A 14,128-nucleotide genomic window follows, 5' to 3' on the forward strand; every position below is an offset into this window, starting at 1 on the left:
CACGCGGCCGCGGCGCGTCCTGCGCCCTATGTTGCAATGTCAGCGAAATGCTGGGCAGATGAAACCCGTGAACGCCGCTCGATGCGGCGCGTGACAGAGAGCAATAAAGAACAGGTCATGACCACTGAAAACCTTGACGCCGACGGTTTCGTGTTCGTTGCAGTAGACAAGGCATCAGATTTCTCGCTTGAAGATTTCGCCGGGAATCATCAGGCCCAGAATTACTACAACAAGCATGGCGGCGGCACTGTCGAGCACGCCTTCGCACTCGCCAACATTCTGCATATGCACAAGCTGGTCAGGGAGGCCGCGAATTTTTACGGGCTCGCATTCAACCTGCACTCGAAGAGTCCCACCGAGTATCCTCTAGCCTCGTCGCTGCTCCAGGCCCGTTTGCTGTGCCTGCTGAAAGCGGGCCTGCCGGTTCCGCCTGAAGAGCTGGAGCAGCTTCAGAGACTTTCGACCCCGATCTACAACTACATAACGGGCATCGAGATGGCCTGGCGGCAACAGAGTCCCAAGGCCGCGCTGGAGCGGATGGGTTGCTGTTTCGAGAGCTTCCACACCGGCGAAGAGGCGGACGTTCTCTATCTTGAGACAGCCTTGAGCGTCCTGAAGCCCTCGGCGCCGCAGAAGGCGGCGACGCCGGAGCAGATGATACCGCCCGCCGTCTACATGTACTGGGACCGCGACCCGCCGGAGGAAGTCACCGAAAACCTTCAGCATCATCAAGACACGCTGGATGCGCCGGTACGCATGTTCAATCGCGAGGAAGGCGCGGAGTGGCTGTATTCGACCTATGGAGCCGAAGCGCGTGATCTGTTCCTTGCGGCTCGACACCCTGCGGAAGCAGCCGATTTCCTGCGCGTTCATGTCATTCAGGAACTGGGCGGCTGGTGGCTGGACGCCGATATCAGAATACGGTCGCCCAAGGCGTTCGCCCGCCAGATTTCTCTGCAACCGTCGCACGTGTTCTTCCTGACGGACAACCACTACGTCCATAACGACTTCTTCGGCAGCCGCCGTAACAGCCCGATCCTCGCCGATTGCCTGCTCTCGATCTATCGGAACAGTTTTCTGCACAAGGATTTGTACATCGCCTACAAAACTGGTCCCGGCGTTTTCAACCGCGCACTCAACCGGCGGCTGCACGCTGCTTTCCGCGCGGGCCAGAACTTCGACCCTACGGTAACGATCCTGAACGCGGGAGATTTCGATCACATGATCGAAGATCTGAACATGGCCTACAAGCAGGGCGGCAACTGGCACGCGGCGTAAGTCGCGGCCCGAATCGCGTCTGATGCTGACGTGAGCGCCGTTTCAGGCTACTATGGTCGGCTTCAACGGCGCGACGACCGCACTGCTTCGGGGTCGCGCCCGTAAATGTCCGTTCAGATCCGAAAAGAGTCGCCCCATGCCCGGTTACCGCTCCCGCACCACGACCCACGGCCGCAACATGGCCGGCGCGCGCAGCCTCTGGCGCGCCACGGGGATGACGGACGGCGATTTCGGCAAGCCTATCATCGCTGTGGCGAACTCCTTCACCCAGTTTGTCCCCGGCCATGTCCATCTGAAAGATCTCGGGCAACTCGTCTGCGGCGCCATCGCCGAAGCAGGCGGCGTGGGGCGGGAATTCAACACCATCGCCGTCGATGACGGCATCGCCATGGGTCACGGCGGCATGCTGTACAGCCTGCCGTCGCGCGAACTGATCGCCGACGCGGTCGAGTACATGGTGAACGCGCACTGCGCCGATGCGCTGGTCTGCATCAGCAACTGTGACAAGATCACGCCCGGCATGCTGATGGCCGCCATGCGATTGAACATCCCGACAGTGTTCGTCTCCGGCGGCCCAATGGAAGCCGGGCGCGTGACGGAAGACGGGATCGAGCGGCACGTCGATCTGGTCACCTCCATGGTGGCCGCCGCCAACCCGGACGTGAGCGAGAGCGAGTCCGAGACGATCGAGCGTTCCGCCTGCCCGACCTGCGGCTCCTGCTCCGGCATGTTCACCGCCAATTCGATGAACTGCCTGACCGAGGCGCTTGGCCTTTCCCTGCCGGGCAACGGCAGTCTGGTGGCGACGCACGCCGACCGAAAAGGACTCTTCCTGAAGGCGGGCGAACTCGCGGTATCCTTGGCCCGCCGTTACTACGAAGAGAACGACGAGAGCGTGCTGCCGCGCTCCATTGCGACGCGGGAGGCGTTCGAGAACGCCATGACCGTCGACATCGCCATGGGCGGCTCGACGAACACGGTGCTTCATCTTCTCGCCGCCGCGCATGAAGGCGAGGTCGCGTTCACGATGGCCGATATCGACCGCCTGTCGCGGCGCGTGCCCAACCTCTGCAAGGTCGCGCCGTCGCGGTCCGACGTTCACATGGAGGACGTGCATCGCGCGGGCGGCATCCCGGCCATCATGGGCGAGCTGGACCGTCTGGCGCTGCTGCATCGCAACGCGCCGATGGTTCATGCACCGTCCGTGTCCGACGCGCTCACACAATGGGATATCGGCGGCGAGGCGCCCGAAGCTGCGCGCGAGTTCTTCCGCGCGGCGCCGGGCGGCGTCCGCACGACGCAGGCGTTCTCGCAGGCCAGCCGCTACAAGTCGCTGGACACGGATCGCGAAAAGGGCGCCCTGCGCGCAGGACCTCACGCCTTCAGTCAGGACGGCGGTCTGGCCGTGCTTTACGGCAACATCGCCGAAGACGGCGCCATCGTGAAAACCGCCGGCGTCGCGGCGGGACTTTTGACGTTCTCCGGACCGGCCCGCGTGTTCGAGAGTCAGGACGCCGCCGTCTCCGCGATCCTTGGCGGCAAGATCAAGGCGGGCGACGTTGTAGTGATCCGCTACGAAGGCCCCAAGGGAGGACCCGGCATGCAGGAGATGCTGTATCCAACCAGCTATCTGAAATCCAAAGGCCTGGCGGAATCCTGTGCGCTGATCACCGACGGTCGCTTCTCGGGCGGCAGCTCCGGGCTGTCGATCGGCCACATCTCGCCGGAAGCCGCCGAGGGCGGCGCCATCGGGTTGCTTCAGGATGGCGACATCATCGAGATCGACATCCCGGGCCGCGTCCTGCGGACGGCAGTACCCGATGCGGAGCTGTCGGAACGGCGCGCGCAGATGGAAGACAAAGGCGTGGACGCGTGGACGCCGGATCGCGAGCGCGTCGTCTCGACAGCGTTGCAGGCCTACGCCGCCATGACGACCAGCGCGGCGCGCGGCGCCGTGCGGGACGTGAGCCAGTTGACGCGCCGCAAGGGGCGATGATCGCCGCTGGCACGCTGCGTTGGCAGACTGTTCATGACACATCGAAAAGCCGGGCTGTTACAACGGATAGCCCGGTTTCCAGCCCCCCGTCCGATTTCGGAGCATATCGGCTGCATGCCGTTGCAGGAAGGGACGGTCCGTACTGGGCGTTTTTTCGAAAGCCCACATCTGTTCAGACAAGTCCGTCTGAACGGGGCCTGTTCTAGAACCGCCGGTCGAACACCGAGGCCGCGCTCTTCAGGCGAAAAAGGGCGGAAGGCCGCGTCGCGCCCTCGTCGGTTCGCTTCTCCCCCGTGGCTTCCAGAAAGTCACGCTCAAGCACTTTGCGCCGGAAGGCGTCAATGTTGATCCTTTCTCCGAGCACGATCTGATAAACGCGGTGAAGTTCCGGCAGCGTGAAAGATTCTCCCAGAAATCGCGCAGGCAAATCTGAATAGGCGCCCTTGCCGCGCAACCTCTCGACAGCCGCCCGAACGATAAGGTCGTGATCAAACGGCAGACCCGAGACCGCAGCGATGTCGACAAGGTCGAGGCCCGTTCTGTTCAGAGCAGGCTGAAGACATTCAAACGGCGTCAAAGAAAAATACGCGACGCTGGCTGACCAGCCGCGAGGATCCCGGTCCGCTCCGGAAAACGTTGATAGTTGCTCCACGTAGAGTTTGCTCAGGCCGACCTTGTCGCGCAGCACGCGTCGCGCCGTCTCGCCAAGATTGCAGTCTTTATCGACATGAACATAACCGCCGATCAGGGCTTGCCGACCGGCGAACGGTTCCTGCCCACGTTCGGCCAGCAGCACGCACAAACGTCCGTCACGCACCGTCAAGGGCACGAGATCGATCGTAAGAATGGGCTTTTCAAACGTGGTCGTCATGAGTGAAGCACATCGCACACGTCAAATTAAACGCAAAATGTATTTTGCATCTTGTATTCTGTCCCAATCTGCGCCCATCCTGCTTGCCGGAGAGACACCTGGAGGACGCCATGGGACACGGACGTTGGAGAGACGAGGACTGGGCGAGCTATGCGGCCGGCTCGGTACACGGGCGGAGCCGTTCCGAACTGTTCGCCTCGCGAAGCATGGATCCGCATTACGATCCGGCCCGTATCCATATCAGGGAATCCCGCGACAGCGTGGACAACCCTCTCTCCACGCCGATCATCATCGGCGTGGACGTCACGGGCTCCATGGGGGTTCTGGCGGAGGAGCTGGTGGTGCGGGGCCTGAACGAGACGTTCACGCAATTGCTCGACCGCAAACCGGTCAGCGACCCGCACGTCATGGCGCTTGCAATCGGAGACGCATTTTGTGACCGCGCGCCCTTGCAGGCGACGCAATTCGAGGCCGATCTGCGCATCATCGAGCAACTGCGCGGTCTGTGGCTGGAGGGCGGCGGCGGCGGCAATGATGGAGAAAGCTACTGTCTGGCGCACGCGTTTGCGGCATGGAAAACATCCCATGATGCTTTCGAGCGGCGCGGTCGGAAAGGCTTTTTGTTCACAGTCGGCGACGAACCCGTGCTGGACGGCGTCTCTCGGGAGCAGATCAAACGGGTCCTTGGGCTTTCTTCACAACGCGGCGTCAGAGGAAGAGAGATCGTCGCGTTGGCGCGGGAACGGTATGAAGTATTTCATATCATCGTGGACGGCACCTACGCTGCACGGAATCTCGATCATGTGCGTCACTCATGGGAATCGATTCTTCCAGAACGGGTCATTCATTTACGAGACCCGTCACGACTGGCGGAAACTATCGTAACGACGATCGAAGCGGTGGGCGACGTCGCGCATGGCGGCGCCACAACAGACGGTGGTCCGCCACTTCTCAAGCTCTCTAAATCCGCTAACAGATTTTTCGGTTTTCCCCGTTAAGGAGCATCGAGCAATGACGCATGTCGCGCAAGCCGTGATCGGGGCCGCCTACGGCGACGAGGGCAAAGGGCGCGTAGTCGATTGGCTGGCGACCTTGGCGCCGGGGGCCGTGACCGTGGTGCGCAGCAACGGTGGCGCCCAGGCCGGGCACACAGTTACGCTCGCCGACGGAACACGCCACGTCTTTCACCATATCGGCTCGGGCGCGCTTGCGGGAGCGTCGACGCATCTGTCGCAATTCATGGTTTCCCATCCCATGCTTTTTCGCGAAGAGCGGGGTCGGGTCGCAGCGAAAAGCGGTTGCGTGCATGTAACCGCGGACCCGCGCGGCGCGGTCACGACGCCATGGGACATGATGATCAATCAGGCTCTGGAGTCATCTCGTGGCGAAGGGCGGCACGGGTCGTGCGGCATGGGGTTTGGCGAAACCGTAGGACGAACCGAGGACACGGAACAGACCTTGACTGTCGCCGATCTGCGGGCGCCGCAGCTGCGTGACAAACTGCGCGCCATTCAGGGGGACTGGTTGCCCTCGCGGATGGAGCAGTTGGGTCTGGAATTCGGAAATGATTCCCCGCTGAGCCACGCTGCGTCGTCCGGTGTCGTCGAGCGATTTGTGGATGATTGCCTTTTCTTTTCCAGCGCGGTCGACCTGAGGGAGGACGCCACACTTGGCGCGGATCAGACCCTAATCTTTGAAGCCGCGCAGGGGTTGAGGCTGGATCAAAACTATCCTGACTTTCCCTACGTCACCCGCTCGAACACCGGCGTCGCCAATATTGCCGCGATCGCACGCGAGGCCGGCCTGGAGACGATCGAGGCATTCTACGTGACGCGCTGCTACCTGACCCGCCACGGCCGGGGCCCGATGAGCGATGAACGCAACATCGCGCCCCTCTTTGCGGTGGACGACCCTACGAATCAACCCAATCCCTGGCAGGAAACGCTACGCTTCGGACTGCTCGACCCAGCCGCGCTGGCATCGGACATACACGCGGACATGGCTTGCGCCAGCGGCGTCGCCTTGCGCCCCGCCATCGCCGTCACGTGTCTGGATCAGTGCGTCGGGGCGCGTGTCACGTGGATCAGGGACGGCAAAATCGTAGATGGCTCACGAGACGAGTTTCTGGCCGATATCCGTGCAGCTACGCACCTGACGCAGTTGCAGACATTTGCAGGCCCGACGAACCGTTGAAACTGGTTTGACCGGATCAAACGATGCGGCAGGGTTCAGGCTGTCACCGGAGCGCACAGTCGTTTGCGAAGAACATCGGCCACGACCATCATCAACGCCCCAATGCTCATGACGAACGCCATCGGGATGATGGAACTAGTTGGCATGTATCCCATCAGAACGCCGCTGATCGCGCCGATGCTGAACTGCATCGTTCCCAGCAACGCGGAGGCGCTTCCGGCCTGCGCCCCGTGATGGTGGAACGCCAATACGGTAGCGTTCGCGCCGACGAAACCCAGAGTTCCGGTCGTCATCATGATCAGCACGGCGACGAGCGCCGGATGGCCGGGGGTTGCGACGTGCAGCACGGTCAGCAGAAGGAACAGGGCCGCAGCGGAAGCGCAGGCGGCGACGCCTCTCTGCATCAGAGTTTCGACCGGAACGCGCTGCACTAGTTTGCCGCTGATCTGGTTGCACAGAATGAACGTGGCTGCGTTCACGCCGAAGAACAGCGCAAACTGCATCGGCGTGAAACCGATCAGGTGTTCGAACACCACGGGAGCTCCACCCAGATAGGCGAATGTAACGAAAGTGCCCGCACTTGCGATGATCGCGTTGAGCACAAAATTCGGCTCGCCCAGAAGGTTGATGTAGCGATTAAGGATCGCAGCGGGATGCAAGGGAACCCGACGGGACAGCGGCAATGTATCGGGCAACATCAGATAGACGGCGAGAATGCCCGCGACCCCGTAGAGCACCGCGATCCAGAAGATCCAGCGCCACGAGCCGAACGTGAGGACCGCGCCGCCCAGCGACGGCGCGAGGATCGGCATCGCGCCGAACACTAAAGTAAGCTGCGTCATGATGCGCGCGCCGTCCCGACCGGTCGCGATGTCGCGCACGAATGCTCGCGGCACGACGGCGCCGACCGCTCCGCCAAGGGCCGCCAGAAAGCGAAACAGGCAGAACGCATGGAAATCGGAGGTCGTGGCGCAGCCGATGGAGGCCAGCGTGAAGACCAGCAATCCCGCGATCAGCGGAGCGCGCCGCCCGAACCGATCCGACAGCGGCCCGCACGAGAACTGTCCTACGGCAAGGCCCGCGAACCATGTCGCGAGCGTGAACTGCGCGGAACCCGGCCCACCGCCCTCCAGTTCCTTGTCCAGCGTGGGAAACGCCGGAAGGTACATGTCGGTTGAAAGCGGACCGATCGCGGTGATGGCGCCAAGCAACACGATCAGTGGAAGTGGCGGCGGAGCCCCTGCGAGCAGGTGTTGGGCTGATTTGGCGGAGAACATCACGAACCGTAGGGGGCGAAAGGGAATATGTGTCATTCACCCGTTTTCCGGCATTGTCCACCGGCGCAATTCGCGGGACCGATCACAGTTCGCGACATGGCGCGCCAGCGGAGGTCCGTCTGGCGGCGATAAATATTTCCCATTCACGTCAAAATTATTTCAATACATGTCCACCCTCCAAGCCGCTAGGTTCGGACGAACACACAGCACGTTGCGGCGGAAATAAAAACTTCACAAAGATCTTTGATTTCATAAGATATTTTTATAAATCACGCTAACTGCCGCCTTTCAGCGCGTAAAGGCGAACAAATCGCCGCAAACTGTTTCAAGATCCTCCACCGGGCCTCGCGGATCGTCACTTCACCTCTCCAAGCGCATCGCCCGCCCATTGCGGAGCGCCCCGGACTCAGTTAGGTGCTTGGCTGCCCGAGCGCAGCCTCAAAAAGGCCATCTAGAGACGGCGTCCGGCGATCAGTACAACGACGACGCCCGGTGGCGGCGTCAGCGTCGCCCGCCACATTTTACCCGTGATGTCGTCGCATGATTGCACCTTCATTCAGTCTGCGACGCATGTCATTCCAGACCAGCCGCAATTCGGGAACGGGCGCCTTATCCATTATGAACCTGCCAATCGTCGGCCGTCCCGGCCCATTGGGCGCCGCCGCTCCAGTTACCGGGATGCATCGTCCCAAGACATCCGGACGTTACGCTGTCGCGGCGGCTGCGATGCTTTCATGCTCCGGGTTTGCGAGCCAGGCCAACGCAGAGAACAATCCGGCGCACCGCAACGCCCGAGGGCAAGTGGTGGTCGAGGCTGACTCCGCCCTCGACAAAACGCTTGTCGTGACGCCTGTGACGGCGAGTATCTGGAATCGCGGGGTCCGGACGCCGGGTGAGATCGTCGCCGAACCGTCCCGTAGCGTCACGGTTTTTTCGCCCGTCACCGGCCTGATTCAGGAAGTCACGGTGAATCCGGGCGATCATGTGCAGGCCGGGCAGATTTTGGCTCGCGTCATCTCCGGCGACGCCGCGCAGGCGACCAGCGACGAGGCGAAGGCCCGTGCGGGGCTGGAGTTCGCGCAACGCGCATTCACCCGCGCCCAGGGCGTTCTGGCCGCAGGCGGCGGCGCCCAGAAAGATCTCGAAAACGCCCGCAGCAACCTGCTGCAGGCGCAGGCCGAGGAGGACCGCGCGCAGGCCAGATTGAGCGCGCTGCAATCCGCATCTGGCGCCGACGGAATCATAACCCTCAAGGCGCCGATCGAAGGCGACGTGAGCGCGGTCAACGCTACCGCTGGCATGAACGTCGTCGACATCACTCAGCCGCTGATCGTCATGGCCAATTCGGAAGAATTGTGGGCTATCGCCGACGTGCCCGAACGCGATATCCGCGGCGTCACGGTCGGGCAGCAGGTCAACGTCGCGCCGTCCGCTTTTCCGAACGTCATCCTGCACTCGACGGTCTCGGCCATCGACCCGATCGTCCAGCCGAACATGGCGGTGCTGCGGGTACGCTCCGTCCTGCCAAACGTGGACGGCGCGTTGCGACCGAACATGTACGCAGCGATTACGGTCATGGAGCCGCAACCACCGACGATCTCGGTGCCGCAATCGGCGCTGTTGATGAACAATGACAAGGTGACGGTCTTCGTCCGCGTGGCCCCCCATGTGTTCGAACGGCGCGCGGTCGAGATCGTCTATGACGAAGGGGACCAGTGCCGCGTCACCTCCGGCCTGTCGCCCAGCGATTCCGTCGTCACCGTTGGCGCGATCCTGCTGAATGATGATTGATCGGGTCATTGCAGGCTGTCTTCGCAACAGACGCCTGGTTTTCGCCGCGGCAATAGCTCTCGCAATCTGGGGCGTTCTGGCCTGGCGAAGCATCGCGATCGAGGCTTATCCGGATCTGGGCGCCGTGACCGTGCAGGTCACGACGCAGGTTTCTGGCCTCGCCGCTGAAGAAGTCGAGCAGCAGATCACTACGCCGCTGGAACGTCAGCTCGCGAGCACTCCGGGTCTGATCGACTCCCGGTCCAGCAGCACGTTCGGCCTCTCGCTGATCACGCTGATCTTCAAGGACGGCACGGACGTCTATTTCGCGCGCCAACGCGTGACCGAGCAGTTGGCTCAGGTGACCGTGCCCTACGGAGCGACGCCGGGGCTGGGTCCGGTCACCGGCCCGTCGGGCGAAATTTTTCGCTACACGCTCGAGTCCGATCGCGCCAATCTGATGCAGTTGTCGGACATCCAGAAATGGATCGTCGTTCCGGCGCTGACCCAGATTCCGGGCATCGCCGCCGTGACGAATTTCGGCGGATTCACCAAGGAATACCAGCTCGTCCTGAATCCCGGTTCGCTCCATTATTACGGCATCGGCCTCAATGACGTTCTGACCGCGATCCGAAATAACAACGGCAACGCGGGCGGCGGTCGCGTGACGCGTGGCGACCAGTCCTATGTCGTGCGCGGCAGCGGTCTGGTGCGCACGCTGGACGAGATGGGCGAAATCTCGGTGACGCAGCGCAACGGCGTGCCAGTGTTCCTGCGCAATCTCGGCCAGATGCAACTCGGCCATCAGGTGCGCGAAGGCATTCTTGGCAAGGACTCGAACCCGGACACGCTCGAAGGCATCGTCACGATGCTCAGCGGGCAGAACGCATCGCTGATTCTGCAGAGCGTTCATGCCCAGGTCGACAGCCTGCAAAAGCAGCTTGCGCCGATGGGCGTAAGGATCGTGCCCTATATCGACCGCGACGTGCTTGTCCGCGCCACTACCGACAAGGTGATGGACACGGTGTTCAAAGGCGTCGGCCTCGTCGTGATCGTGCTTGTGCTTTTCCTGGGCAGCCCCCGAAGCGCACTGGTCGCAGCAATCACTATTCCTCTGGCGCTGGCGTTCGTGTTCGTCGTCATGAACCTGCTCGGTATGCCTGCGAACCTGTTCTCGCTGGGCGCGATCGATTTCGGCGTCGTCGTCGACGGCGCCATCGTGGTGACCGAGGCGATCCTGCGTATCCGCGAAGAGCGGCCAAACGACGTGGTGGAGATGAGCCAGGTGCTCGAAACCACAGGCCATATCGGTCGGTCGATCATGTTCTCGACGCTGATCATCATTGTCGCCTACAGCCCCCTCTTCGCGTTTCAGGCGGCGGAAGGAAAACTCTTTCGCCCGATGGCGTTCACAGTCAGCTTCGCCCTGTTCGGCGCGTTGCTGAGCGCCACCATGCTGACGCCCGCGCTCGCATGGCTGGCGATGCGCAAGCCGCACCGTCTTTTTCACAACAAACCTCTGGAGTGGCTTCACCGGACCTATGTGCGCTGGCTCGGGCGCATCGTCGACCGGCCGCAGATCGCCTATCTCGCTGGAGTCGTCGCCTTTGCTTCCGTCATTGCGCTCGGGGCGACGGTCGGGCGCGAGTTCCTGCCAGAACTGGACGAAGGCGCGCTGTGGCTACAGGTGCAGATGCCTTCCGGCATCTCGATCGACAAGGCAAGCGCGATCGCCAGCGATATCCGCCGCGCAGTCGACGAATTTCCCGAAATTTCTTTCGCCATCACGCAACTCGGGCGCAACGACTCCGGAACCGACCCGTGGACTCCGTCGCATATCGAAATGCCCGTAGGGCTGAAACCCTACGGTACCTGGCCGCGCGGCGAGACAAAGAAGCAATTTGAACAGAAACTGCGCGCCCGCCTGCGCCAGATTCCGGGCATCAGCTTCGACATCAGCCAGCCCATTGAAGACGGGATGAACGACCTTGTCGGCGGCGCGCATTCGCCGCTGGTGCTGCGCGTCTACGGGCAGGATTTCCGGGAGTTACGCCGGATCGGCAACGAAATCGTCCGCATTCTCTGGACCGTGCCCGGCACCCGCGACGCCTCGATCTTTCAGGAACCCGAAATTCCGGAGATGAACATCTCCGTCGACCGCATGGCGGTCGCGCGCTACGGCGTCGCCGGGTCGGACGTGATGAATGTGGTGCAGAACGGCATCGGCGACGCCGCCGTTTCCCAGCTTTACGTCGGCGACCGCAGTTACAACATGACGGTGCGCATCCCTCAGGCGGACGCCGCCAATTTGCAGACGCTGGGGCGGATGCCGTTCACCACGGCGTCCGGCAGTCAAATTTCGCTCAACGAACTTGCAAAGATCACGCTGGAAACCGGCGAGAGCAACATCTCGCATGAGAACAATCACCGCCAGATCACCATCCGCGTCAACAATGGCGACCGCGCGCTGTCGCAATACCTGACGGACGCGCAGGCGCGCATCAACCGCGACGTTCACTTCGATACGGCGCGATACCGCCTGGAATGGGCAGGCACGTTTCAGGAGCAGCAGCACGCGCAGGCGCGTCTGACGGTCGCTCTGGCGATCATGTTCGCCGTCATGCTGGTGCTCTTGTTCGGGGAGTTCCGTATTTTCCGTCAGGCGGCGCTTGTCCTCGGCGTCGTGCCGCTGGCGACGCTTGGCGGACTGGTGGCGTTGCATCTGCGCGGCGAAACGCTGAACGTCGCGACCGCCGTCGGCTTCATCGCCTTGTTCGGCGTCGCGGTTCAAAACGGCATCATCATGGTTTCGAACATCAACCGCCACCGGGCCAACGGCATGGAGTTGCGCGCAGCAGTCCTTGAGGGCGCCGGAGAGCGATTCCGTCCGGTGCTCATGACGGCGACAGTCGCAAGCGTCGGCATGTTGCCCGCAGCCATCGCGACCGGCATCGGCACCGACGTGCAACGCGGCCTCGCCACCGTGGTGGTGGGCGGTCTGGGCATCGCCACCTTCCTGACGCTGTTCATCCTGCCGACGTACTACGCGCGGATCGAAGCCTGGGCGAAACGTCGCGAGGACCGACAACGGACCGCATCGCATGCGGGCGAAACCGGAGGGTCTCCGGCATGAGGAGACTTCTCGGAGCCGTCGCCCTGATCGCGCTTGCCGGATGCGCCGTCGGGCCGGACTTCCACCGCCCTGACGCGCCGACGACCACTTACGGACCGGGAGGTCTGGCGCGCACGTCGGGCAGCGAAGCGAAGAAGGGTCTGCCGTCAAATCAGGACGCGCCACAGCTTTTGGCCATGGGCAAGGACATCCCGGCGGACTGGTGGACGCTGTTCCACTATCCGGAGCTCGATCAGCTTCTGAAACGCGTGCTGGCGCGAAGCCCGACGCTCGAGGCTGCGAAGCTGGCGCTTCAGGCCGCACAGCAGGACAAGAAAGCAACCGAAAGCGCGCTGTATCCTTCGGTCAGCGGTTTCTACAACCCGGCGCGCTTCAAGACGTCGCGCGCATACTCCAACGTGCCGATCGCAAACTCCTGGCTGTACACAATCCACACGGCGCAGCTGAATATCTCCTACTCCCCGGATATCTGGGGTGGAGTGCGCCGTCAGATCGAGTCAGCGGCGGCGGAACGTGAAGCGCAACGCAACCAGCTTGAAGCCGCGTGGCTGACCCTGACCAGCTCCACCGTGGACGCCGCCATTTCCTACGCCATGACGCGTGCCCAGATCGAGACGACCGAGGCGCTGATCGCGGATCAGGAGCGCACCCTGAAAGCGTCTCTGGCGGAGCAGGCTCTTGGCGCGATGTCGGGCGCCGACGTTGCGATGCAGCGCACCCTGTTGGCCCAGACGCGCGCGACGCTACCGCCCTTGCGCCAGACTCTGGCGACGCTGCATGACGAGATTGCGGCGCTGTCCAACGACATGCCGGACGCACCGACGCCGGAGTTTGACCTGGATCGGTTCGTGCTGCCCGGGGTCCTGCCGGTTAGCGTGCCTGCGCAGCTCATCTCCCAGCGGCCGGATATCCGCACCTCGGAAGCCTATTTCCACGCTGCATGTGCGCAGGTCGGCGTCGCCATCGCCAACCGTCTGCCGAATATACAGCTTGGCTTCGACCCCGGCTTCGCGGCGGCGACGATCGCGCAGATGGCGACGCCCGGATACGGTCAATGGACGCTGGGCGCGATGCTGACCCAGCCGATCTTCGACGGTTTCCAGCTGCAGCATCAGGAGCAGGCGGCGCGTAAACGTTACGAGGAGGCCGCCGCCCAGTATCGGGCAACTATCGTTTCCGCCGTGCAGGACGTCGCCGACAGCCTTAGCGCCGTCCATACCGATGCGGACGCGCTGACTCAGTCGGCTGCAGCCGAGCATGAATCGGACAGAAGCGCCCAGATCATGCAGGCGCAGCTTCGCCTCGGCGACGTCAGTCAGGTCGCTCTGCTGAACGTGCAGGAGGCGCGCCTGCAAACCATGCTGACCCTGATTCAGGCTCGCGCGGCGCGGCTGTCGGATACGGTTGGGCTGTTCCAGTCACTCGGCGGCGGCTGGTGGAACCGCGTTGACGATCCGGCTGCAGCGGTCCCCGGCGGCGCGAAAGCCGCCGCCTCCGCACGACCGGCGGCTGGACCAGCCGGTAACGGCTGAACGACCGCGTTGCGTTCGCCTCCGCTCTGACGCACAACGGCTTCGCCAGACACGACAATCAGACGCTTACGGTCATGC

At 62.7% G+C, this 14,128-nt stretch carries 9 protein-coding genes; 7 read left to right on the top strand and 2 right to left on the bottom strand.

All coding sequences use genetic code 11. The features are described 5' to 3' along the window. The first annotated feature begins 117 nt into the window (after positions 1-117). Positions 118-1,278: a glycosyltransferase family 32 protein gene (locus J2D73_RS15525; protein WP_026397985.1), complete on the top strand. Its 1,161-nt coding sequence runs from the start codon at positions 118-120 to the stop codon at positions 1,276-1,278. Between the two features lie 136 nt (positions 1,279-1,414). After that, positions 1,415-3,274 (top strand): dihydroxy-acid dehydratase, encoded by a 1,860-nt coding sequence (gene ilvD, locus J2D73_RS15530; protein ID WP_207882716.1) that lies wholly within the window; start codon positions 1,415-1,417, stop codon positions 3,272-3,274. A gap of 202 nt (positions 3,275-3,476) precedes the next feature. On the opposite strand, the gene J2D73_RS15535 is transcribed toward ilvD, so the two are convergent. Next, a complete protein-coding gene (locus tag J2D73_RS15535; RefSeq protein ID WP_026397983.1) occupies positions 3,477-4,145 on the bottom strand; it encodes an NUDIX hydrolase in 669 nt (222 codons plus the stop codon). Positions 4,146-4,255: 110 nt separating this feature from the next. On the opposite strand from J2D73_RS15535, the gene J2D73_RS15540 reads away from it, so the two are divergent. Together J2D73_RS15540 and J2D73_RS15545 are read left to right on the top strand one after the other, a co-directional pair. After that, positions 4,256-5,143 carry a hypothetical protein gene (locus J2D73_RS15540; protein ID WP_207882717.1) on the top strand — a complete coding sequence of 296 codons (888 nt, stop codon included), beginning with the start codon at positions 4,256-4,258 and terminating at the stop codon, positions 5,141-5,143. Positions 5,144-5,156: 13 nt separating this feature from the next. Then, positions 5,157-6,338 carry an adenylosuccinate synthetase gene (locus tag J2D73_RS15545; RefSeq protein ID WP_207882718.1) on the top strand — a complete coding sequence of 394 codons (1,182 nt, stop codon included), beginning with the start codon at positions 5,157-5,159 and terminating at the stop codon, positions 6,336-6,338. Between the two features lie 35 nt (positions 6,339-6,373). On the opposite strand, the gene J2D73_RS15550 is transcribed toward J2D73_RS15545, so the two are convergent. Further along, entirely contained in the window at positions 6,374-7,615 is a 1,242-nt protein-coding gene (locus tag J2D73_RS15550) for a multidrug effflux MFS transporter (RefSeq protein ID WP_207882763.1), read from the bottom strand. Between the two features lie 618 nt (positions 7,616-8,233). Here J2D73_RS15550 and J2D73_RS15555 point away from each other — a divergent pair. The 3 genes from J2D73_RS15555 to J2D73_RS15565 are packed head-to-tail and all read left to right on the top strand — an operon-like array spanning position 8,234 to position 14,050. After that, a complete protein-coding gene (locus tag J2D73_RS15555) occupies positions 8,234-9,406 on the top strand; it encodes an efflux RND transporter periplasmic adaptor subunit (protein ID WP_207882719.1) in 1,173 nt (390 codons plus the stop codon). Next, positions 9,399-12,518 carry an efflux RND transporter permease subunit gene (locus tag J2D73_RS15560; RefSeq protein WP_207882764.1) on the top strand — a complete coding sequence of 1,040 codons (3,120 nt, stop codon included), beginning with the start codon at positions 9,399-9,401 and terminating at the stop codon, positions 12,516-12,518. The genes J2D73_RS15555 and J2D73_RS15560 overlap by 8 nt, the downstream gene beginning before the upstream one ends. Further along, on the top strand, positions 12,515-14,050 hold the full coding sequence (locus J2D73_RS15565; protein WP_207882722.1) for an efflux transporter outer membrane subunit: 1,536 nt from the start codon (positions 12,515-12,517) through the stop codon (positions 14,048-14,050). The genes J2D73_RS15560 and J2D73_RS15565 overlap by 4 nt, the downstream gene beginning before the upstream one ends. The last annotated feature ends 78 nt before the right edge of the window (positions 14,051-14,128 follow it).

This window comes from Acetobacter sacchari, from assembly GCF_017377715.1.
GTDB lineage: Bacteria > Pseudomonadota > Alphaproteobacteria > Acetobacterales > Acetobacteraceae > Acetobacter > Acetobacter sacchari.